The organism is Ruegeria sp. CDSB117 (genome assembly GCF_059611005.1).
The window spans coordinates 116623-137727 of sequence record NZ_JBXWOS010000006.1; the positions used below are offsets into that span (position 1 = coordinate 116623).

The 21105-nt window shown below is 57.3% G+C and carries 22 protein-coding genes and 1 riboswitch; of the genes, 8 read left to right on the forward strand and 14 right to left on the reverse strand.

The features are described 5' to 3' along the window. Positions 1-24: 24 nt before the first annotated feature. The 12 genes from AC2FJC_RS09025 to dnaK form a co-directional block, all read right to left on the reverse strand. A complete protein-coding gene (locus AC2FJC_RS09025; protein WP_496739232.1) occupies positions 25-759 on the reverse strand; it encodes an ABC transporter permease in 735 nt (244 codons plus the stop codon). After that, positions 756-1484 (reverse strand): ABC transporter ATP-binding protein, encoded by a 729-nt coding sequence (locus AC2FJC_RS09030; RefSeq protein ID WP_496739233.1) that lies wholly within the window; start codon positions 1482-1484, stop codon positions 756-758. The genes AC2FJC_RS09025 and AC2FJC_RS09030 overlap by 4 nt, the downstream gene beginning before the upstream one ends. Continuing rightward, positions 1481-2155, reverse strand: a complete 675-nt coding sequence (locus tag AC2FJC_RS09035; RefSeq protein ID WP_496739234.1) for a TenA family protein — start codon at positions 2153-2155, stop codon at positions 1481-1483. The genes AC2FJC_RS09030 and AC2FJC_RS09035 overlap by 4 nt, the downstream gene beginning before the upstream one ends. Then, positions 2152-3087, reverse strand: coding sequence for an ABC transporter substrate-binding protein (locus tag AC2FJC_RS09040; protein ID WP_282153603.1), 936 nt, complete (start codon positions 3085-3087; stop codon positions 2152-2154). Before AC2FJC_RS09040 ends, AC2FJC_RS09035 begins: the two co-directional genes overlap by 4 nt. 20 nt (positions 3088-3107) lie before the next feature. Further along, a complete protein-coding gene (locus tag AC2FJC_RS09045) occupies positions 3108-4070 on the reverse strand; it encodes a HesA/MoeB/ThiF family protein (RefSeq protein WP_496739235.1) in 963 nt (320 codons plus the stop codon). Continuing rightward, on the reverse strand, positions 4067-4663 hold the full coding sequence (locus AC2FJC_RS09050; protein WP_496739236.1) for a thiamine phosphate synthase: 597 nt from the start codon (positions 4661-4663) through the stop codon (positions 4067-4069). Before AC2FJC_RS09050 ends, AC2FJC_RS09045 begins: the two co-directional genes overlap by 4 nt. After that, positions 4660-5424: a thiazole synthase gene (locus tag AC2FJC_RS09055; RefSeq protein WP_496739237.1), complete on the reverse strand. Its 765-nt coding sequence runs from the start codon at positions 5422-5424 to the stop codon at positions 4660-4662. The genes AC2FJC_RS09050 and AC2FJC_RS09055 overlap by 4 nt, the downstream gene beginning before the upstream one ends. 3 nt (positions 5425-5427) lie before the next feature. After that, entirely contained in the window at positions 5428-5622 is a 195-nt protein-coding gene (gene thiS / locus AC2FJC_RS09060; RefSeq protein ID WP_496739238.1) for a sulfur carrier protein ThiS, read from the reverse strand. Beyond that, positions 5606-6583: an FAD-dependent oxidoreductase gene (locus AC2FJC_RS09065; RefSeq protein ID WP_496739239.1), complete on the reverse strand. Its 978-nt coding sequence runs from the start codon at positions 6581-6583 to the stop codon at positions 5606-5608. Before AC2FJC_RS09065 ends, thiS begins: the two co-directional genes overlap by 17 nt. Continuing rightward, positions 6580-7383, reverse strand: a complete 804-nt coding sequence (gene thiD / locus AC2FJC_RS09070; RefSeq protein ID WP_496739240.1) for a bifunctional hydroxymethylpyrimidine kinase/phosphomethylpyrimidine kinase — start codon at positions 7381-7383, stop codon at positions 6580-6582. Before thiD ends, AC2FJC_RS09065 begins: the two co-directional genes overlap by 4 nt. Before the next feature lie 45 nt (positions 7384-7428). Beyond that, a riboswitch (TPP riboswitch) is annotated at positions 7429-7534 on the reverse strand. 129 nt (positions 7535-7663) lie between these two features. Further along, entirely contained in the window at positions 7664-8818 is a 1155-nt protein-coding gene (gene dnaJ / locus AC2FJC_RS09075) for a molecular chaperone DnaJ (protein ID WP_282119766.1), read from the reverse strand. 74 nt (positions 8819-8892) lie between these two features. Then, a complete protein-coding gene (dnaK, locus tag AC2FJC_RS09080) occupies positions 8893-10803 on the reverse strand; it encodes a molecular chaperone DnaK (protein ID WP_058275103.1) in 1911 nt (636 codons plus the stop codon). 212 nt (positions 10804-11015) lie between these two features. Between dnaK and AC2FJC_RS09085 the strand changes: the two genes are divergently transcribed. Continuing rightward, positions 11016-11618 (forward strand): alpha-ketoglutarate-dependent dioxygenase AlkB family protein, encoded by a 603-nt coding sequence (locus AC2FJC_RS09085; RefSeq protein WP_496739241.1) that lies wholly within the window; start codon positions 11016-11018, stop codon positions 11616-11618. Here AC2FJC_RS09085 and AC2FJC_RS09090 read toward each other — a convergent pair. Next, positions 11615-12436 (reverse strand): ABC transporter permease, encoded by an 822-nt coding sequence (locus AC2FJC_RS09090; RefSeq protein WP_496726251.1) that lies wholly within the window; start codon positions 12434-12436, stop codon positions 11615-11617. The two genes, AC2FJC_RS09085 and AC2FJC_RS09090, sit on opposite strands and share 4 nt — an antisense overlap. 123 nt (positions 12437-12559) lie before the next feature. Between AC2FJC_RS09090 and cysQ the strand changes: the two genes are divergently transcribed. From cysQ to AC2FJC_RS09125, 7 genes are all read left to right on the forward strand, one after another. Beyond that, complete coding sequence (gene cysQ / locus AC2FJC_RS09095; protein ID WP_282119769.1) at positions 12560-13357, forward strand: 3'(2'),5'-bisphosphate nucleotidase CysQ; 798 nt, start codon at positions 12560-12562, stop codon at positions 13355-13357. Then, entirely contained in the window at positions 13357-14157 is an 801-nt protein-coding gene (locus AC2FJC_RS09100) for a 3-deoxy-manno-octulosonate cytidylyltransferase family protein (RefSeq protein ID WP_496739242.1), read from the forward strand. Before cysQ ends, AC2FJC_RS09100 begins: the two co-directional genes overlap by 1 nt. Before the next feature lie 69 nt (positions 14158-14226). Further along, positions 14227-15210 (forward strand): UDP-glucose 4-epimerase GalE, encoded by a 984-nt coding sequence (gene galE, locus AC2FJC_RS09105; RefSeq protein WP_496739244.1) that lies wholly within the window; start codon positions 14227-14229, stop codon positions 15208-15210. A 7-nt stretch (positions 15211-15217) separates the two neighbouring features. Next, a complete protein-coding gene (locus tag AC2FJC_RS09110; RefSeq protein WP_496739245.1) occupies positions 15218-16258 on the forward strand; it encodes a glycosyltransferase family 2 protein in 1041 nt (346 codons plus the stop codon). Positions 16259-16423: 165 nt separating this feature from the next. Continuing rightward, positions 16424-17410, forward strand: coding sequence for a glycosyltransferase family 2 protein (locus AC2FJC_RS09115; protein WP_496739246.1), 987 nt, complete (start codon positions 16424-16426; stop codon positions 17408-17410). Next, on the forward strand, positions 17407-19107 hold the full coding sequence (locus AC2FJC_RS09120) for a DUF5927 domain-containing protein (protein WP_496739247.1): 1701 nt from the start codon (positions 17407-17409) through the stop codon (positions 19105-19107). Before AC2FJC_RS09115 ends, AC2FJC_RS09120 begins: the two co-directional genes overlap by 4 nt. A 6-nt stretch (positions 19108-19113) precedes the next feature. Then, the gene (locus AC2FJC_RS09125; protein WP_496739248.1) at positions 19114-20559 is read left to right on the forward strand and encodes a nodulation protein NodH; all 1446 of its coding nucleotides are present in this window, start codon (positions 19114-19116) and stop codon (positions 20557-20559) included. Here the strand turns inward: AC2FJC_RS09125 and AC2FJC_RS09130 are convergent. Then, positions 20543-21061 carry a L,D-transpeptidase family protein gene (locus AC2FJC_RS09130; RefSeq protein WP_282153618.1) on the reverse strand — a complete coding sequence of 173 codons (519 nt, stop codon included), beginning with the start codon at positions 21059-21061 and terminating at the stop codon, positions 20543-20545. The two genes, AC2FJC_RS09125 and AC2FJC_RS09130, sit on opposite strands and share 17 nt — an antisense overlap. Between the last annotated feature and the right edge of the window lie 44 nt (positions 21062-21105).

Genomic DNA, 21105 nt, shown 5'->3' on the forward strand with positions numbered 1-21105 from the left:
GCCGCAGAATCGGTTTCTGAATGGTTAACGCGTCTCACCCGCAATGCCTGCAGTTGCCCGTCGAACGGTCAGGTGCAGCAGGATCGAAAAAACCCCCAGAGTCAGCATAGCAGCAAACATAAGGTCGGTCTTTGCCCGGCCATTGGCCAGCAGCATCAGGTAACCCAGACCCTGCGACGACCCGACCCATTCGCCGATCACTGCCCCGATCGGCGCATAGACCGCCGCCAGTCGCATGCCCGACGCCAGCGAAGGCAAGGCTGCCGGAATGCGAATGTGCCACAACACCGCCCGCGAACTGGCCTGCATGGTGCGTGCCAGATCAAGATATCCCGGTGGGGTCCGCATCAACCCGTCGAAGAAGGATGAGGTGATCGGGAAATAGATGATCAACACCGCCATCGCGACTTTAGACCACAGCCCATAACCCAACCAAAGGGTCAGCAAAGGAGCCAAAGCAAAGACCGGCAGCGCCTGCGTAAACACCAGCATCGGCTGCACCAGCACCCGCGCGGCGCGGGAATTGGCCAGTTGCAAGGCGGTCAAAACCCCCAAAACCGTACCGCAAGCCAGACCAATGACAACCTCGACTGCGGTGACCCATGTGTGTTCCGCGATAACCCAGCGATTCTGCCACCAGGTCTCCGCCACCAAAGCAGGGCCGGGAAGAATGAATTTCGGCAGACCGGTCAGGGAGACGATCCCCTGCCAGATCGCCAATGCAAATACAGTCGCAGCAAGAGCTGACAACAATTTCATGCCGCTTCCTCACGAAGCATACGCAGTAAGGCGCCCTGCGCCTCAAGCGTCTCCAGATCATCGACGCTGCGTGGGGCCGGTGCATGCGGGGGTTGGCAGGGCGTTATGCCGTTCTGCGTCATGACCACGATGGATTGCCCCAACCGGGCAGCCTCGCCCGGATCATGGGTGACCAGCAGCACGGTTCGGTCCTGTAACGCTTCGGCCGCAAGGTCCTGCATATCCGCGCGGGTGCGGGCGTCCAGGGCCGAGAACGGCTCGTCCAGTAGAACGATTGGCCGATCTTCCATCAACGTGCGGGCCAAGGCCACGCGTTGACGTTGCCCACCAGAGAGTTCGGCGGGCTTCTTTGCCATATGATCCTGCAGGCGCATCCGTTCGATCAGCTGATCACAGCGGCGCAAATCTGGCTTTTCTCCACGCAACCGCGCACCCAGCAGGACGTTCTGCGCCACAGTCGCCCAAGGCAACAACAGATCGTCCTGCGCCATGTAGGCTACCCGCTCCCGCACAGATTGCCCGTCACTGGCGGTAATCTGACCGGCGAACTCTGCGCCGGTGTCCAAGCCAGCAATCAGGCGCAGAATGGTGGTTTTGCCAACCCCCGATCCACCCAGTAAACACGTCCACCGCCCGGCCGCTAGCGTCAGGGTCAACGGCGCGAACAATAACGCGTCGCCAATTGCGGCCGAACCACGGATGGTCAGATCGGGGGCTGGGGTCATGGGGTCAGGCCCATTTGCCAGAAATTGACCTCCAACTCGGTCGCAGTACGGAAGGTGTGGCACAGCCGGGTCCAACGCGGGGATGCATCGAAGTCCTCGCCAATACGACTTGTTAGAGCCATATCTAACAATTCCCCAACCGCCACGCAGGCATCTTGGTAGTCATCGCTGGAATAGGCGGCAATCCAATCGCGATAGGTGTCAGACGTCGCCTCGGCCGCCAGTCTTGTGCCAATCTCACCGTACCCCATCACACAAGGCGCGAGCGCCGCCAGCAGGTCCAGCAAATCGCCGCTGAAACCGGCCTCAAGCACGAACCGCGTATAGGCGAGGTTCTCGGCACGTTCCGGCGTGGCAAACAGCTGGTCCTGCGGGATGCCTTCAGCCTCGCAGATCCCGATATGCAGCTTCATCTCTTCGCTGATCAGCCCATTCACGGTGCGCGAGGCTGCCAACATTTCCGCATGTGTTTCCGATTTCACGACCGCCAGCGCCCAGGCGCGCGAGAAATGAATCAGGAACACATAATCTTGCCGCAAATAATGCAGAAACGCCGCACGCGGCAGCGAGCCGTCCTTCAACCCTTCGACAAAAGCGTGGCAGGTGTAATCCTGCCACGGCCCCTGCGCCGCCTCACGCATCAGCGCGAATGCTTTGCCATAGTCGCTCATTGCACGGTCACATCTACTGAGATGTCGCTGACCGGATTGATGCTGTCGATCATGCCGCTGTCTTTCAGGAACGCCTCGAAACGGGCATAGCGACCTGCATCAAAACCCGCCGGGCGCAGCGCGAAACGGGGCAGTGTATCCACCCAAGCGCGCGCGTTCAGTTCATCCTGCAGTTCGGGTGAGGTGGCGGCGAAGATTTCCCAGCTTTTTTCCGGGTTGTTGACGATGAACTGGGTCGCCTTTTCGGTCGCAGCCAGGAAACGGGCGACCTTATCCGCATCCATCGTGTCGGGGTTGGCGACATAGATCAACTCATCATAAGACGGAACACCTTCTTCCTCGATGTAGAAACAGCGGCCCGCGACGCCTTCGATATCCATCTGGTTCAGTTCAAAGTTCCGGAAGGCACCGATCACCGCATCCACCTGTCCCGTCATCAGCGATGGCGACAGCGAGAAGTTGACGTTGACCATCTCAATATCGTCTAGCGCGACATCATGGGCGTTCAGCATGGCGCCCAGAACGGCCTCTTCAACGCCCGCGACCGAGAAGCCGATTTTTTTGCCCTTGAGGTCGGCGAGCGTTTTGATCGGACCGTCCTGTAGCACCAGCAGGCAGTTCAACGGCGTCGCGACCAAGGTGCCGACGCGCTTCAGCGGCAAACCCTCATGGATTTGCAGGTGAAGTTGCGGCTGATAGGACACCGCCAGATCAGCCTGACCGGCGGCAACCAGACGCGGAGGGGCCGATGGGTCGGCGGGTGGCACAATCTCAATCTCCAGCCCCTCGTCGGCAAAGTATCCGTTCTCTTGCGCCACGATGATAGGCCCGTGGTCGGGGTTAACGAACCAATCCAGCAGAACAGTCATCTTGTCTTCGGCCCAGGCCGGCGCGGCGGCCAGCAGGGCAATTGCTGTCATCAGCTTTTTCATATCTCGCGTATCCTTTTCATTCACGAGGTTGAGGCCGCGACGAGAACGATCTCGCCCGGCCAATCCGGTTGCAATTTTTCGGCGGCACGCCACGCACGCAGGCCCGTGGAACAGCAAAGTGCCAACCTTTTGTGCTTGTTAGGCTCATGTTTTACCGATTCAGGAGACCAGCGAAGCGCTTTGGGATGGATGGGTTCAGGGGCCTCAGCCGGGCTGCGCAATTCGATGATCAGATCATCCGTGGTAAGTTGGCAGACCGACACAAACGGGAAGTGATGGTCGGGCTCGGGCGCGTCGTCAAAGCGGAACGTGCTGCTTCGCATCGTGCGAGTATCGAACTGAACCATCTGCCCCAATGGCGAAGGGTCCAGCCCGAGAATAACGCTCAGCGCCATTTGCGCTTGCATCGCGCCAATCATTCCGACGACCGGGCCCAACACTCCGGAGGTGGCACAGCTTTCACCGCTGCCCGGCGCGTCGGGAAAAACCGCTCGCAAAGATGGGGCACCACCGCAGAAACCGCCGACATAGCCGGACAACCCCAGGACCGAGGCGCTTATCAACGGCTTGCCCAGCGCGTGACACGAATCCGACAGCGTATAGCTTGCCGCATAACTGTCCGCGCAATCGAGGATAACGTCGGCTTGTGAGGCAAAACGTTGCGAATTTAAGTTAGTTAGAGCCTGATCATTCGTGGAGATCGTAATTTCAGAGTTTATGTCCTGACACCGCTCAGCCGCGACTTCAGCTTTGGGGCGGCCACAGTCCCCTTCAGCAAACAAGGTCTGGCGATGAAGGTTCGACAGGGCCACTTCATCGGAATCCATGATGGTCAAATTTCCGACCCCAGCACCAGCCAGCAAAGGCAAAACCGGCGCTGCCAGCCCCCCGGCCCCCACCACAAGAACCCGAGCGTTGGACAGGCGAGCCTGACCACGCGCGCCGACCTCCGGCAAGATCATCTGACGAGCGTAGCGGCTCATCTGGTGACCTCGATCCACGCACGTACGCGGGCTTCTGGGTCTGCATTCAAGGTGATGTCTGTCACGACTGAGACACTGTCCGCCCCGGCCTGCAACACCCCCGGCGCGCGCTCGACACTCATCCCGCCAATACCGACCAAAGGGACTTCCCCCACGCGCGCTTTCCATTCAGTGACACGCGGCAGGCCCTGTTGTTTCCATTTCATCTTTTTCAGGATCGTTGGGTAGACCGGCCCAAGCGCAACATAGTCGGGGCTCATGGCCAGAACACGCTCAAGCTCGTCATCGTCATGGGTCGAGACACCCAGTTTCAGCCCTGCGCGACGGATCGCCTTTAGATCTGCGTCATCCAGATCCTCCTGCCCCAGATGAATCCAGTCGCAGCCTGCGTCGATCGCCGCTCGCCAATAGTCATTCACCACCAGAACAGCTCCATGCGCACGGCACAGATCCCGCGAAATCGCGATCTGTTCGCGTACCACCGTGTCCGGTTGATCCTTGATCCGCAACTGCACCAATTTCACGCCCAAGGGCAGAATCCGGCGCAGCCAGTCGGAATGGTCGAAGATTGGATAAAACCGGTCGAGGTTCATGACAAAAACGCCTTTCCAATAATGGGGGTCGAGGGTTCGGCCATATCGCGCGCTTCGATCGGGTCGGCCTGATAGGCCAATTGCCCGGCCTCGATGGCCAGCTTCATCGCCTTTGCCATTGCGGCGGGATCGCCGGCCCGTGCCACTGCGGTGTTCAGCAGAACGGCATCATACCCAAGCTCCATCGCATGAGCGGCGTGGCTGGGCAGGCCGATACCTGCGTCGATTACCAGTGGTACTTCGGGAAACTCAGCCCGCATTGCGCGCAGGGCGTATTCGTTATTCAGACCGCGGCCCGAACCAATCGGGGCCCCCCAAGGCATCAGAACTTCACACCCTGCCGCCAAAAGGCGCTCACCCACGATCAGGTCGTCCGTGGTGTACGGAAAAACCTCGAACCCGTCTTCACTCAGAATGCGCGCGGCCTCGACCAATTGGAACACGTCGGGCTGCAGGCTGTCGGTATGCCCGATCAGTTCCAGCTTGATCCATTTGGTGTCAAACACCTCACGCGCCATGTGGGCCGTCGTCACGGCTTCTTTCACCGTATGGCAACCTGCTGTGTTGGGCAGGACAAGAACGCTCAGATCGCGGACCATCTGCCAGAAGGTTTGTCCTGCGCCTGCTTCGCGTCGCAACGATACCGTGGCCACCCCAGCCCCGCTGTCCCGAAATGCCTGTTCCAAGATTGCGGGGCTTGGATATTGCGCGGTGCCCAGCATCAACGGGTTCGGCAGTGATGTGCCGTAGAAGGTCTTCATCGCTCAGCCCCCCTGCATCGGGGCGACGACTTCGATCCGATCGCCATCCTTGATTTTTTGGGCTTTGCGCAGACTTGAGGGCACAAAACCCTCGTTCACAGCCGTCGCCACCCGGCCCGAAAACCCGCATTCCTGCAAAAGATCGGCAAGAGTTCCGGCCTGCACGTCGCGCATCTCGCCGTTAAGTACGATCTTCATCAACCATCTCCGAATGTTTGGTGTCCAACGCCAGGTCAGCCACGCCCTTGGCCAGTGCAGGAGCCAGCAGGTAGCCGTGGCGGTAGAGGCCGTTGGCGTAGATTGTCGGTCCTAGCCGCCGAATACGCGGCAGGTTGTCGGGGAAAGCCGGGCGCAGATCGACACCGATTTCCAACACTTCAGCCTCACCAAAGGCGGGGTTCAGGGCGTAGGCTGCGCTCAGCAACTCAAGCATCGAGCGTGCGGTAATTCGGCTGCTGTCCTCGGATTCGATCATCGTGGCGCCCAGCATGTAGACACCGTCGCCGCGTGGAACGATATACAGCGGCATCCGTGGATGAAGCAGGCGTATAGGCCGGGTCAGTGTCACGTCTGGGCACCGGATCACCAGCATCTCACCCTTCACGCCGCGCAAGTCCTGCAGGTTTTCGCGCGCGTGCAGACCTCGGCAATCAATGGCGTTGTCCAATCCCGTCGGAGCGGGCGCATAATGGAATTCAACACCGTGATCCTGAAGCTGGTGTGACAGATCCAGTAAGGCCTGACGTGGATTCAATTGGGCTTCCGCATCAAAGTAGAGACCCTTTTTGAAACCATGGAGATCAGGCTCTAATAAGGTCATTATTCTGTCATCAACTTCAGAAAATCCCTTCGTTCGTCGGGCGAAACGACGTAGATCCGGCAGGTCCCGTGCTTTAGCAACAACCAGTGTGCCACGCCTGTGGACCTGAGTTCGCTTGGCCCACCAGTCGATTGCCATTTGCCCCAGACGCAGGACAGGTTCCTCCGCGTTTTCATACTCGCACCAAGGTGCCAACATTCCGCCCGCCCACCAGGAGCAGCCATGCGGCCCCGGTGCACCGCCTGGATCAAACACCTGAACCTTGGCCCCGCGCGCGACAAGTTCGGATGCAACGGCCAACCCGGCCACACCTGCGCCTATGATCGACCAGACGGTCACGCTGGCCAAACCTGATGGAAGTGATGAACAGGCCCGTGACCTTGCCCGATGTTCAAAGCATCGGCCTGAGCGATAGCGCCCTGCAGATAGTCATGTGCTTGCGCCACGGCCTGGGGCAGCGAAAGGCCCTTAGCCAACCCGGCCGCTATGGATGAGGACAGGGTGCAGCCGGTTCCGTGGGTGTTGCGGGTCTGTCGGCGCGGCGCTTGAAACTGAGCAATCACGCCCGAATGTGAGATCAATATGTCATGGCAGATGTCACCCTTGCCGTGACCGCCCTTCATCAGAACCGCACCAGCGCCAAGTGCACACAGATCTTGCCCTTGTGCGATCATCTGTTCGAGGCTGTCCGCAGACTCAGAGCCCAGCAGGCAGGCTGCTTCGGGCAGGTTTGGCGTTAACACCGTCGCGCGTGGCAACAATACGTCGCGCAGGGTTTGCACCGCCTCTTCTGCCAGCAAGGCATCGCCGGATTTCGCGATCATGACCGGATCCAAAACTACCGGCCCATCAAATTCGGCGATACTGTCTGCGACACGTCGGATGATCTGAGGGGTCGCCAGCATTCCGATCTTGATCGCACCAACATCCAGGTCGGTCAGAACAGCCTCGATCTGGGCTACAATTACGTCCAGAGGGATGCCATGCACCGCCGTAACTGCGCGAGTATTCTGCGCCGTCACTGCGGTAATCACGCTGGCCCCGTAAACGCCAAGCGCGGACATCGCCTTGAGGTCAGCCTGAATTCCAGCCCCTCCGCCGCTGTCAGATCCTGCGATTGTTAAGGCAATGGGTGCCATGTCGTTGCTCCAGTTCAAAATGGGCAACGGGCATGGAAAACGTCTAAGCACTATAAGACCGTTCCCTACGCCGGTATTGCCCGGATCAGGTTCGATGGGTTAGCGCGTTCACGCCTCTCAGCCCCCAAACAGGGCACCCCAACGGTTGGGGCGACACTCTCAGGGGATGGTGGGGGAATCAAGGGCCAATTTTGGTGCAGATTACGGTCAAACTGGACTTATGAAATGCAAAAGCCGGCCTCAACGGACCGGCTTCTGTTTGATGTTCAGGTGTGCAGGTTCAGCCCTTCATACCGTCCCAAAATGACTTGACTGACGAGAAAAAGCTTTTTGATTCCGGATGGTTATCTTCGCCCAGATCGTCGAACTCACGCAGAAGCTCTTTTTGACGGCTGGTCAGATTGACCGGGGTTTCGACGGCCAGTTCGATGAACATATCGCCAACGCCACCGCCGCGAAGGGCGGGCATGCCTTTGCTGCGCAAGCGCATCTGACGTCCTGACTGACTGCCAGCCGGAATTTGCACGCGACCACGGCCACCGTCGATGGTGGGCACTTCGATCGAACCGCCCAGCGCTGCCTTAGCCATGCTGACCGGAACGCGGCAATACAGGTTTACGCTGTCGCGCTCGAACAGCTTGTGGTCCGAAACTTCGACAAAAATATACAGGTCGCCCGGAGGACCACCGCGCATCCCGGCCTCACCTTCGCCCGCAAGACGGATGCGTGTGCCGGTTTCGACACCAGCTGGAATGTTGACCGACAGCGCGCGTTCTTTTTCGACGCGCCCGGCGCCGCCGCATGATTTACAGGGGTTCTTGATAATTTGACCCAGACCCGAACAAGTCGGACACGACCGTTCAACTGTGAAAAAGCCCTGTTGCGCCCGCACTTTTCCCATGCCCGAACAGGTCGGGCAGGTTGTGGGCTCAACCCCGCCTTCCGCACCCGAGCCGTCACAGGCCGAGCAGGCCACGGCAGCAGGCACGTTGATCGTCTTTTGCAGGCCAGAGAATGCTTCTTCCAAGCTTACACGCAGGTTGTAACGCAGGTCTGACCCGCGCGCGGCCCGTCGACCACCCCCGGTAGCACCGCGCTGACCACCCATAAAATCGCCGAACAGGTCATCGAACACGTCCGAGAAGGCACTGGAGAAATCGCCCTGTCCGCCAAATCCGCCGCCGGGACGGCCACCGCCGCCCATACCGTTTTCAAACGCGGCATGACCAAAACGGTCATACGCGGCCTTTTTTTCGGCATCGCGCAAGACGTCGTAAGCTTCGTTCGCTTCTTTGAACTGAGCCTCGGAATCCGGGTTGTCCTTGTTGCGGTCGGGATGCAATTCCTTGGCTTTCGTGCGAAAGCCCTTCTTGATCTCGTCCGCTGATGCGCCCTTGGACACGCCGAGCACATCATAGTAGTCGCGTTTTGACATCAGTATTTCCTTCTGCCGCAACGTAATCGGGCCGGCCCGGTGACCGGACCGGCCCGAATTGGCCCGGTTTCCCGTTACTTACGCTTTTCGTCGTCAAGATCTTCGAATTCGGCATCGACGATATCGTCTTCACCAGCCGGAGCGGCATCCGCCGCCGCTGGCTCATCCTCGGTCTCTTCAGACTGCGCCTTGTAGATGGCTTCGCCCAGCTTCATGGCGGCTTCGGTCACGTTCTGAATGCCTGACTTGATCTTGTCGGCATTCTCGGTTTCCAGCTCGTCCTTCAGCGCGACAATCGCCAGCTCGATGGCTTCGATGGTGGTCGGGTCGACCTTGTCGGCATGCTCTTCCATCGACTTCTCGGTCGAGTGGATGAGGCTTTCCGCCTGGTTCTTCGCCTCGATCAGCTCGCGGCGTTCCTTGTCCGCCTCGGCGTTCTCTTCGGCGTCCTTGACCATCTTGTCGATATCTTCGTCCGACAGACCACCCGATGCCTGGATGGTGATCTTCTGCTCTTTGCCGGTACCTTTGTCCTTGGCCGAAACCGAGACAATGCCGTTGGCGTCGATGTCAAAAGTCACCTCGATCTGAGGCATGCCGCGCGGTGCGGGCGGGATATCTTCAAGGTTGAACTGACCCAGGATCTTGTTATCCGCAGCCATTTCGCGCTCACCCTGGAAACAGCGGATGGTCACAGCGTTCTGGTTGTCCTCGGCGGTCGAGAAGACCTGAGACTTTTTCGTCGGGATCGTGGTGTTACGGTCGATAAGACGAGTGAACACGCCACCCAACGTCTCGATACCCAGCGAAAGCGGGGTTACGTCCAGCAGAACCACGTCTTTGACGTCGCCTTGCAGAACGCCGGCCTGAATGGCGGCACCCATGGCAACAACTTCGTCCGGGTTCACGCCTTTGTGGGGCTCTTTGCCAAAGAATTTGGTGACCTCTTCGATCACCTTCGGCATGCGGGTCATACCACCGACCAGAACAACCTCATCAATGTCGCCTGCCGACAGACCGGCATCTTTCAATGCGGCCTGACAGGGTTTCATCGACTTCTTGATCAGATCGCCGACCAGCGATTCCAGCTTGGCACGGGTCAGTTTCATGACCATGTGCAGCGGCTGACCGTTGGCGCCCATCGAGATGAACGGCTGGTTGATCTCGGTCTGCGAGGTCGAGGACAGTTCGATCTTGGCTTTTTCCGCGGCTTCTTTCAGACGCTGCAGGGCCATCTTGTCGCTGGACAGATCGACACCGTGTTCCTTTTTGAACTCATCCGCCAGGTAGTTGACGATGCGCATGTCAAAGTCTTCACCACCTAGGAAGGTGTCGCCGTTGGTCGATTTGACCTCGAACAGTCCGTCGTCGATTTCCAGAATGGTCACGTCGAACGTACCACCACCAAGGTCATAGACCGCGATGGTTTGGGTTTCTTCTTTGTCCAGACCATAGGCCAGCGCAGCCGCTGTCGGTTCGTTGATGATCCGCAGCACTTCCAGACCGGCGATTTTGCCTGCGTCTTTGGTGGCCTGACGCTGTGCGTCGTTGAAATATGCCGGAACGGTAATGACCGCCTGTGTGACTTCTTCACCCAGATAGCTCTCGGCGGTTTCCTTCATCTTGCCTAGAGTGAAGGCCGAAATCTGGCTTGGAGAGTATTTTTCACCGCGGGCTTCCACCCACGCGTCACCGTTGCCGCCATCCACGATGGCGTACGGCACCATTTTCTTGTCCTTCTGGACTTCTGCATCATCCACACGACGACCGATCAGACGCTTGACGCCAAAGATCGTGTTGTCGGGGTTGGTGACCGCCTGACGTTTTGCAGGCTGACCGACCAGACGCTCATCTTCGGTGAAGGCGACGATCGAGGGCGTGGTCCGCGCCCCTTCTGCGTTTTCAATGACCTTTGGCTGAGAGCCGTCCATGATGGCCACACACGAGTTGGTGGTGCCGAGGTCAATACCGATTACTTTTCCCATATGTTCAATCCCTTTCTCTTCAAGGCGATGTCTCGAGGTCCGGACCCGTTATGGCGTCCGGTCCCGATCTGGTTTGCGCAACAGCACTACACCATCGCGCGTCCCGGCGTATATAAGGGCGAGATCAGAGGCCTGCAAGCGGTGTAAAAGGCAGGTTTTCGGGAATCTGCGGCCTTTTTGACAAGGTTTTGGCAAGGATTGGGGAATCTTCAATGGCGCGGCTGCTCTTGCGCGGATTTGACATCAGAAAAGCCTATCTGGACGTTGCGGCACAAACGCAACTGATTGAGGCGTTGCGCCCGATTCTGAAATCTGCGCCGCTGTTCCGGCCGGTTACGCCCTCGGGCAAGGAAATGTCGGTGCGCATGACCTCAGCAGGAGCGTTTGGTTGGGTCACTGACAAAGGGGGCTACCGATATCAGGCGCAGCACCCTAAAGGAACGGTGTGGCCGGACATTCCTGATACGATACTGGGCATCTGGCGCAAGCTTGCCAGCACCCAACGCGATCCGGATTGCTGTCTGATCAACTATTACGGCGAAGGTGCGCGCATGGGGCTGCATCAAGACAAGGACGAGGCCGATTTTTCCTGGCCTGTCCTGTCGATATCCCTGGGCGACGATGCCCTTTTCCGCATCGGAAACGAAACCCGGGGCGGCAAGACCGAGTCGATCTGGCTGAACTCCGGCGACGTCGTAGTCATGGGCGGCCCCGCCCGCCTGACCTATCACGGGGTAGACCGCATCCGTTTCGGTTCATCCAAGCTGTTGCCCAAAGGCGGACGGATTAACCTGACCTTACGGGTCGCAAACTAGCGGCGCGCGCCCCAACTGGCTGACACATGCTGACGGGTGAAAAAGATACCCAGCAACCCAATCATCAACAAGGCCAGTCCAACCCAAATCGCATATTCCCAACTGGTGTTTCGCGGAAAGTAATTGCGAAAGACAAAGCCGCGGCACTGGTCGATTATGTGAAACAACGGGTTCCAGGCAAAGAAACTCAGCATGAAGCCGCCTAGCGCGTTCCCTACAACCATTTTACCAGAAAAAATCATGTTCAGACGTCGATAGATTGTACTGAGAATTCCCGTGGTGGTGGGAAACCATGGCGAGATTGCCATAAACACGACGCCCACCGCGCATCCGGTAAACCAGGCCAATATCAACATATAGAACGCGCCACCCGGTTCTTGGATCTCCAATGGCTCAACTGCGACAGTGTAGATGAAAAGGATCACAAGGATCGAGACCAACTGCGTGTAAAGCGACCCAAATGCGGTTGCCAACAGCGCAACCATCATGTTCATCGGAGAGTGCAGCATCATCGGGTTGTTTCCTGTTGCCACGCCAGAGACGGACGAGACGGCTTTGATATGGGTCAGGAACAGAAAGACACCTGACAACAGAAATAGGATAATGTTACCCCTGATCTTGGCGACCCGCGTGCCCAGCATCGACATGATCAGGTAAAACACGGTCACAAGTGCGAGAATTTGCAAGATATTCACAATGATCGCGATCACAGCATTCGAGTGTTTGGACCGTATTCCATGCGCCACCGCATGGAAGATAAGCTCGGAAGTCGTGAAAGCGCCGCCCAGAAGCGTCTGATTCCGCTTAAAATAAAACACTCAGTGCACTCTTTCCCGCTGAACTGCCTGCAAACTGCCACGAAATTCTTGCCGTTCCGTAACCGGCACAGCATAAGACCCACAAGGATTTCGATCAACAAACTACAGCAACGGAGCATTTTTGTGACCTATGACGCCCTTATTCCCGTAATCAGACGTCTGGCGCTGGAAGCCGGGGACACGATCATGCAGATCTACGAGTCGGATGATTTCGACGTCAAAGTCAAATCCGACGCCAGCCCCGTGACAGAAGCGGACGAGGCAGCCGATGCCCTGATTTCGGCAGGTTTGCGCGCGGCGTTCCCGGATATTCTACTAGTGACCGAAGAACAGGCCGCATCACATTCCGAAAAAGGCGACACATTTCTGATCGTCGATCCGCTGGACGGCACCAAGGAATTCATCAACCGGCGCGGTGATTTCACGGTGAACATCGCACTGGTTGAAAACGGAGTGCCAACCCGCGGCGTTGTGTATGCACCGGCCAAGGGGCGCATGTTCTACACGCAAGCTGACGGCCAATCGGTTGAAGAAACCGGCGCGCTGAACAAGGCACAGGCCGGTGACGTAACCCCGATTTCGGTGTCTGAACCGAACAATTCGGCACTTTTGATCGTCGCGTCAAAATCACACCGCGATCAGGCGACCGAAGATTACATCAACAAATATCAGGTCAAGGACAGCAAAAGCGCGGGCTCGTCCCTGAAATTCTGTCTGGTCGCAACAGGGGAAGCGGACCTCTATCCCCGCGTCGGGCGCACGATGGAGTGGGACACAGCCGCCGGTCACGCCGTTTTGGCGGGTGCGGGCGGCAAGGTTGTTCGTTTCGATGACCACTCGTCATTGACCTACGGCAAGGACGGCTATGCAAACCCGTTCTTTATCGCCTACGCTCCGGGCGTTGACCTGAAGGAGGCCTGATGTCCGTATTGATTGCCATCCCCGCCCGCTATGCCTCGACCCGCTACCCTGGCAAGCCGCTGGTTCCGCTGACCGGGGCAAGCGGCAACGCGATGACCCTGATCGAACGATCGTGGCGCGCCGCCTGTTCTGTGTCAGGTGTGGACAAGGTGGTTGTCGCCACCGATGACGACCGAATCCGCGACGTGGCCGAGCGGTTCGGGGCTGAGGTGGTGATGACATCCGAGTCTTGCGGCAATGGCACCGAGCGCTGCGCCGAGGCCCATACTGCTCTGGGCGCGGGCTATGAGATCGTGGTGAACCTGCAAGGGGATGCACCACTGACACCACATTGGTTTGTCGAAGACCTGATCGCCGGTCTGCGCGTCGCGCCCGACGCCGGGGTCGCAACGCCAGTTCTGCGTTGTGACGGAGATGCTTTGAACAGCCTGCTGAATGATCGTAAAAACGGGCGGGTCGGCGGCACAACAGCCGTATTTGCCACCGATCACAGCGCAATGTATTTCTCGAAAGAAGTCGTGCCTTTTACTGCCGAAACTTTTGCTGGCACCAAACCGACACCGGTGTTTCACCATGTCGGCGTCTACGCCTATCGCCCCGATGCGCTGTCAGCCTATCCAACCTGGCCAGTGGGACCTTTGGAGCAATTGGAAGGGCTGGAACAGCTGCGCTTCATGGAAAACGGTCGCAAGGTTCTGTGCGTTGAGGTGGAGGCGAAGGGCCGCCAATTCTGGGAATTGAACAACCCACAAGATGTGCCGAAACTCGAAGAGATGATGGCCGCTATGGGGTTGGATTGACCCATTTTCACCTGAACCCCTGTCAAGACGGCGTCTAACCGGGCGTGGCACCGCAATTTGGAACGATCTATGAAAAATATTCTTGTCACTGGCGGTGCCGGGTACATTGGATCTCATGCCTGTAAGGCGCTTTCTCAAGCCGGTTACACGCCTGTGACCTTCGACAATCTGGTTACCGGCTGGCAGGACGCGGTGAAGTTTGGTCCGTTCGAACAGGGCGATCTGATGAATCGTGCTCGACTGGATGAGGTGTTCGCCAAATACGAACCCGTGGCCGTAATGCACTTTGCTGCCCTCAGCCAAGTGGGTGAGGCCATGTCCGAGCCCGGCAAATACTGGTCCAACAACGTGATCGGTTCGCTGAATTTGATCGAAGCCACGGTGGCCGCCGGATGTGAGAACTTTGTATTCTCGTCCACCTGCGCCACCTATGGCGAGCATGACAATGTGGTGCTGGACGAAGACACGCCGCAACTGCCGCTGAACGCATACGGCGCCTCAAAACGTGCCATCGAAGATATCCTGCGCGATTTCAAGGCCGCGCACGGGCTGAACCACGTGATCTTTCGGTATTTCAACGTGGCCGGTGCCGATCCCGATGGCGAGGTGGGCGAGTTCCACCGCCCGGAAACCCACCTTGTGCCGCTGATGCTGGACGCCATCGACGGCAAGCGCGACGGGCTGACTGTTTTTGGGACGGACTACGAAACACCAGACGGCACCTGCATCCGCGATTATGTGCATGTTTGCGATCTGGTCGATGCCCACGTTTTGGGATTGAACTGGTTGGAACAAGGCAAAGACAGCCGCGTCTTCAACCTGGGCACCGGCTCTGGTTTCTCGGTGATGGAGGTGATCAGCCACTCCAACGCCGTCACCAACCGCGACGTGCCCTATTCGATTGGACCGCGCCGGGCTGGGGATTGCACAAAGTTGGTTTCTGGTTCTGTGCGCGCTGGCGAGGAACTAGGCTGGTCGCCCAAAAGGTCCACATTAGAGACGATGATTGCCGATGCGTGGCGCTGGCATCAGAACGGTCATTACGAAAAATGAGCTTATTGTGACTGGTACAGGGGAAGATACGCTTCCGCCCATCTCATGGGTGCAAATGTACAAGTTGCGGCTAAAACGACAGCGGTTGTTGTGGCGGTCCTTTCGCAGCCGCCATCTATTGTCCAGTCTGAGCGACCGCACGGCGAACATTAAACCCGGTGGTATCCTGGCCTTCACCACGCTGCGCAATGAAATCACCCGCCTGCCCTGGTTCCTGCGCCATTATCGCGCATTGGGGGTTGATCACTTTCTGATCGTCGACAACGACAGCGACGATGGCTCGGCGCCCTTTCTCAAGGAACAGCCGGACGTGTCACTGTGGCAGACCCGGGACAGCTATCGCACGTCGCGCTATGGGTTGGATTGGCTGACTTGGTTGCAAATGCGCTATGGGCACCACCACTGGACTCTGATGGTCGATGCGGATGAGTTGTTGATTTACCCCGATCATGACACCCGGCCCCTACCGGACCTGACGAAATGGTTAGATGATCAGGGACGTGTAGCGTTTGGCGCGCTGATGCTGGATCTTTATCCCAAAGGCCCGTTGGGGGAACAAGGCTACGATCCTGAAACCGACCCGACCGAGGTGGTGAGTTGGTTTGATGCCGCGCCCTACCGGACACAACGGCAAAGCCCGCTCGGCAACCTTTGGGTGCAGGGCGGCGCGCGCGAGCGTATGTTCTTTGCCGACGCCCCACGCCGATCCCCGACGCTGAACAAAATCCCACTGGTCCGGTGGTCGCGGCGCTACGCCTATGTGAATTCGTGCCATTCCGCATTGCCACGCTACTTGAACGCCAGTTACGGAGGACCCGGTGACACAGCGTCATCTGGTGTCTTGTTACACACAAAATTCCTGCCCGAAGTTGTGGAAAAATCAAAGATCGAGAAAGAGCGCCGGCAACACTTTCACGATCCTGAACAGTTTGCAGACTACTATGACGGCATCATGGAACACCCTGTCATGTGGACGCCTGATTCCAAGCGATACACTGGTTGGGAATCTTTGCAGCAGCTGGGCCTGATGGGAATAATTGACTGGTAAAGTCACAACTCGAACTAACGGTTTTTAAAGTCGTTGCTTCGAAAGATGGAAAAATGGCATAAAACGGCAATTGTCCGGTACCACTCTGGCTTGTACAGCCTCCGGGCACGCTCGCGTAAATAACAAAGGTTGGGCAGTCGCGTGGGCCTATTGGATTCATACCGAATGAGATTGCGGCGCAAGCGCCGTATCCTGCGCTGTCTTCGAAAGCGGCGCGACCTTATTCCCGTTTCCGTAAATACAAATTCGATAAAACGGAAAGACGTCCTGCTGGTCAGCGTCATACGGAATGAGAAAATCCGCCTGCCATATTTTCTGGCCTACTACCGGCAGCTGGGCATAAACCATTTTCTGTTCGTTGATAACGCCAGCAATGACGGGTCACTTGAATATCTGGCGGGTCAACCCGACGTCTCGGTCTGGCGAGCCGATGCAAGCTATAAGCGTGCGTCGTTTGGGGTGGACTGGACAAACTACCTGCTGCGCAAATATGCACACCGCCACTGGGTTCTGACCGTCGATCCAGACGAATTCTTCATCTATCCATTCTGCGATACCCGGCCGATCCGCGCCCTGACCGACTGGCTGGACGGCTGCGCCGTGCGCAGCTTCAGTGCAATGCTGATCGACATGTATCCCGAAGGGCCAGTCGAAGACGCTATCTATTCCGAGGGCCAAAACCCGTTCGAAATCGCCAAATGGTTTGATGCAGGCAATTATACGATCACAAAGAACCCAACCTACGGAAATCTCTGGATTCAAGGCGGACCCCGTGCGCGTGTGTTCTTTAAGGACACGCCGAAAAAAGCGCCCGCATTAAACAAGATACCATTGGTGAAATGGGACAAGCGCTATGTCTATGTCAGCTCGACCCATGCGCTGCTTCCACGTGGATTGAACCAGGTGTTTGATGAATGGGGTGGTGAAAAAACAAGCGGTGCGTTGTTGCACGCTAAACTTATCAGCACATTGGGTGAGAAGGCCCAGGAAGAGATGGAGCGCGGCCAGCATTACCGCAGCTCTGACGAATATCGCGCCTATGCCGAACATCTGGCAGACATGCCCGAGTTTTGGTGTGACAAATCCGAAACCTACATCAACTGGCGACAGCTTGAGATTCTGGGCCTCATGTCGAAAGGAAACTGGGCATGAGCGACCTGGGCATCATTATGCTGGTTCACACCTCGCTGAACCGGGCCGGGCAAGTGGCTCGACACTGGACCTCTTCGGGGTGCCCGGTGGTGATCCATGTGGATCGCAAGGTGTCAAACAAGGTCTATGCGGAATTCGTTGACGCCTGTGCGAATGACCCGCTGATCCGGTTTTCTGACCGTCATGTCTGCAACTGGGGTGGGTGGGGCATCGTTGCCGCCTCGCAATCTGCCGCCACGCTGATGCTTGAGACATTCCCCGATGTCCGCCATGTTTTCCTGACTTCGGGGTCTTGTCTTCCGTTGCGACCAGTGGATGAACTGGTCAATTACCTCTCGGACCGGCCGCGCGTGGATTTCGTCGAAAGCGCCACAACCTCTGATGTAAGCTGGACTATGGGGGGCTTGGATCAGGAACGCTTTACTCTGAGATTTCCGTTCTCGTGGCGCAAGAACCGCAAACTGTTCGATGGCTATGTGAAACTTCAACGCGCATTGCGCATTCGACGCTACATACCCGAAGGGTTGGTGCCGCATATGGGTAGTCAATGGTGGTGCCTGACCCGCCAAACCCTGTCAGCCATATTGCAGGATCCAAAACGCGAGACCTATGACCGGTATTTCCGGCGCGTCTGGATTCCCGACGAAAGTTACTTCCAGACGCTGGCGCGCCTGTATTCGACCCATATCGAAAGTCGGTCTCTGACCCTGTCCAAATTCGACTATCAGGGTCGTCCGCATATTTTCTATGACGATCACCTGCAGCTGCTGCGCAGGTCCGACTGTTTTGTTGCCCGTAAAGCCTGGCCAAACGCGGATCGCCTGTATCAGGCCTTTCTGACCGATCAGGCCGGAGCCATGAAACCCACAGAGCCCAACCCGAGCAAAATTGACCGGGTGTTTTCCAAAGCAGTCGAACGGCGCACACGTGGGCGTGACGGGTTGTACATGCAAAGCCGGTTTCCACGGCACGGCAACGAAAACGGGCTGACGTCCTCTCCGTATTCGGTTTTTCAGGGCTTTACCGAAGTGTTCGAAGATTTTGAACCCTGGTTGAGCAACATCACTGGCGCGCGTGTCCACGGGCACCTGTTTGACCCGAAGCGCGCTGAATTCGCTGGAGGAGAAACCATCGTCAACGGCGGCCTCAGCGATTGCGCAAAGCTGCGGGACTACAACCCAACGGCTTTCCTTTCGAACCTGATCTGGAACACACGCGGCGAAAAACAGTGTTTTCAGTTCGGCCCCGCCGACACGCAAGAGATCAACTGGCTCCTAGCTCGGGACAAGAATGCGCTGATTTCTGTCATAACCGGGGCCTGGGCGATCCCGCTGTTTCGATCAAATTTGAACTTTGCCGATATCCGGGCTGAAGCCGCACGTCTGCAGCAGATCGAAACCAAGCAACTGGAAATCCTGTCTTCTGTCTGGACCAAGGCGCGGGTTCGCAAGTGGACACTGGCAGAATTCGTTGAATCTCCGGTCGAGCCTTTGCAGACCGCGGTCGAGGATACCGGAACCACCCAAACCAGCCACCTGACCGAAGCACCGAAAATGGTGGATCTGTCCGGGTTCGGCCAGTTCCTGCAAAACCTAAAGAACCAGGGCATGCACCCTTATCTGATGGGCGATTTCCCGCCGGATGACAGTTTTGCCGACCGGGTCCGGCCATACCGAAAACCCTATCTGGTGCAGTAAAGCTAAATGACGCCCCAATTTGACTATTTTATCATTCTTGCGGCCATGCGGACCGGTTCCAACCTGCTTGAGGCGAACCTGAATGCCATCGAAGGAGTCACCAGCCATGGCGAGGCGTTCAATCCCCATTTCATCGGGCGCTTAAAATCCGACACTCTGCTGGGCATCTCGGTGGAAGAGCGGGATCGTGATCCTTCCGCATTGCTTGAAGCGATCCGGCAGGCACCAGGGGAACTGAACGGGTTTCGCCTTTTTCAGGGACATGATCCACGTGTGTTAGAGCCTGCTTTGACCGATCCGCGTTGCGCCAAGATCATTCTGACCCGAAACCCTCTGGACAGTTTCATCTCGTTGAAGATTGCGCGCGAAACCAAGCAGTGGCAGTTGAAAAACATCAAGCGTCGTCGCGAAGCACAGGTTGAGTTCGATGCCGAAGCGTTCATGAAATACCTGAACAGGCAACATGAATACCACCTGATGCTGTCGCAGCGTTTGCAGCAAAGCGGCCAGACCCCATTTTACATTGCCTATGAAGACCTGAACCAAGTGCACCTACTGAATGGTCTTGCCGCCTGGCTGGGTGTGTCAGGCAGGCTGTCGGCGATCGACGAAACACTCAAACCGCAAAACCCCGAGCCGGCGCTGGCGAAAGTGACGAACCCCGACGAAATGGAGCAGGCATTGTCACAGATCGACAGTTTCAACCTGCACAGCACTCCGAATTTCGAACCACGCCGACGTCCCCTGGTGGCGAACTACGTTGCCGCACCAAAGACTCCACTGATGTACATGCCCATCCGCGGGGGAATGGAAAGCCCGGTAACAAGGTGGATGGCCGCGCTGGACCATATTGATGTCGAACAATTGCTGACCAATCAGAACAGGAAACAGACGCGTCAGTGGTTTTTATCCAATCCCGGGCATCGAAAGTTCGCCGTGCTGCAACACCCAATGGCGCGCGCGCATCGGGCCTTTTGCAGACATATCCTCAACACAGGTTCCGGCGCCTATCCGAAAATCCGACACGTCCTGCGCAACCGGCTAAAGATTCCGATCCCCGGGCAATTGCGCGAAGGCAATTACCCGGTTGAGCAGCATTACGAGGCGTTTTCGGCGTTCCTGACATTCCTGCGTCAGAACCTTGCCCAACAGACCGCCATACGCGTGGATGCGGCATGGTGCAGTCAGTCGCAGGCCCTTGAGGGGATGGCGTCCTTCGCATTGCCCGACCTGATCCTGAGGGAGGATGAAGTCACAAACGCCCTGCCCGATCTGGCGCGCCGGATGGGGCACAGCACACCGCCCCTACCCGAACTCAGTGAACCGGATACTCCGTTTACCCTGGCCGAGATTTATGACGACAAACTGGAAACGCTGGCCGCCCAGGCGTACCAGCGTGACTATATGCAGTTCGGATTTGAGCCCTGGAAACCGATTAGGGGCGCAGAGTAATCAGCGTTCCCCGATTTACCATTGAATAGATCTCTTCGATCTCGTCATTCTTGACGGCGATGCAGCCCGCGGTCCAATCCGACGTCTTTTTCGCGCGCTTACGCTCTTTGCGACGGTTTGGTTGTCCGTGGATGAAGATATCGCCGCCCGGATCGACACCCATGGCCTTGGCTTTCGCGACATCTTCAGAATTCGGGTACGAGATCCCCAGCGACAGATGATAGCGGCTATTTGGATTGTGCCGATCAATCAGGTAGCTGCCTTCCGGCGTACGCCCATCACCGCGCTTGGCTTTGGTGCCGTTCGGCGCAAATCCAAGATCAACCTTGTATTCTTTCAGGATCTTATCATTGTGCAGAAGATATAGTTTCCGCGAGCCCTTGTTGATGACCAGAGAGGTCACTTCGGGTCCGTTGTAAGTTAGAATTCTGGGGTTGGCCGAGGCACAAGCTGAGAGGCTCAGCGTTGCCATTGCACCCAATCCAAATGCTCGACGATCCATGTTCACTGCCTACTGCTTTTTTTTCTGTATTATGCCAGAAAATG

What these genes read in the sequence shown, in the direction of transcription:
- AC2FJC_RS09025 (WP_496739232.1), bottom strand. Translation starts at nt 759, where the DNA reads ATGAAATTGTTGTCAGCTCTTGCTGCGACTGTATTTGCATTGGCGATC.
- AC2FJC_RS09030 (WP_496739233.1), bottom strand. Translation starts at nt 1,484, where the DNA reads ATGACCCCAGCCCCCGATCTGACCATCCGTGGTTCGGCCGCAATTGGC.
- AC2FJC_RS09035 (WP_496739234.1), bottom strand. Translation starts at nt 2,155, where the DNA reads ATGAGCGACTATGGCAAAGCATTCGCGCTGATGCGTGAGGCGGCGCAG.
- AC2FJC_RS09040 (WP_282153603.1), bottom strand. Translation starts at nt 3,087, where the DNA reads ATGAAAAAGCTGATGACAGCAATTGCCCTGCTGGCCGCCGCGCCGGCC.
- AC2FJC_RS09045 (WP_496739235.1), bottom strand. Translation starts at nt 4,070, where the DNA reads ATGAGCCGCTACGCTCGTCAGATGATCTTGCCGGAGGTCGGCGCGCGT.
- AC2FJC_RS09050 (WP_496739236.1), bottom strand. Translation starts at nt 4,663, where the DNA reads ATGAACCTCGACCGGTTTTATCCAATCTTCGACCATTCCGACTGGCTG.
- AC2FJC_RS09055 (WP_496739237.1), bottom strand. Translation starts at nt 5,424, where the DNA reads ATGAAGACCTTCTACGGCACATCACTGCCGAACCCGTTGATGCTGGGC.
- thiS (WP_496739238.1), bottom strand. Translation starts at nt 5,622, where the DNA reads ATGAAGATCGTACTTAACGGCGAGATGCGCGACGTGCAGGCCGGAACT.
- thiD (WP_496739240.1), bottom strand. Translation starts at nt 7,383, where the DNA reads ATGGCACCCATTGCCTTAACAATCGCAGGATCTGACAGCGGCGGAGGG.
- dnaJ (WP_282119766.1), bottom strand. Translation starts at nt 8,818, where the DNA reads ATGTCAAAACGCGACTACTATGATGTGCTCGGCGTGTCCAAGGGCGCA.
- dnaK (WP_058275103.1), bottom strand. Translation starts at nt 10,803, where the DNA reads ATGGGAAAAGTAATCGGTATTGACCTCGGCACCACCAACTCGTGTGTG.
- AC2FJC_RS09085 (WP_496739241.1), top strand. Translation starts at nt 11,016, where the DNA reads ATGGCGCGGCTGCTCTTGCGCGGATTTGACATCAGAAAAGCCTATCTG.
- AC2FJC_RS09100 (WP_496739242.1), top strand. Translation starts at nt 13,357, where the DNA reads ATGTCCGTATTGATTGCCATCCCCGCCCGCTATGCCTCGACCCGCTAC.
- galE (WP_496739244.1), top strand. Translation starts at nt 14,227, where the DNA reads ATGAAAAATATTCTTGTCACTGGCGGTGCCGGGTACATTGGATCTCAT.
- AC2FJC_RS09115 (WP_496739246.1), top strand. Translation starts at nt 16,424, where the DNA reads ATGAGATTGCGGCGCAAGCGCCGTATCCTGCGCTGTCTTCGAAAGCGG.
- AC2FJC_RS09120 (WP_496739247.1), top strand. Translation starts at nt 17,407, where the DNA reads ATGAGCGACCTGGGCATCATTATGCTGGTTCACACCTCGCTGAACCGG.
- AC2FJC_RS09125 (WP_496739248.1), top strand. Translation starts at nt 19,114, where the DNA reads ATGACGCCCCAATTTGACTATTTTATCATTCTTGCGGCCATGCGGACC.
- AC2FJC_RS09130 (WP_282153618.1), bottom strand. Translation starts at nt 21,061, where the DNA reads ATGGATCGTCGAGCATTTGGATTGGGTGCAATGGCAACGCTGAGCCTC.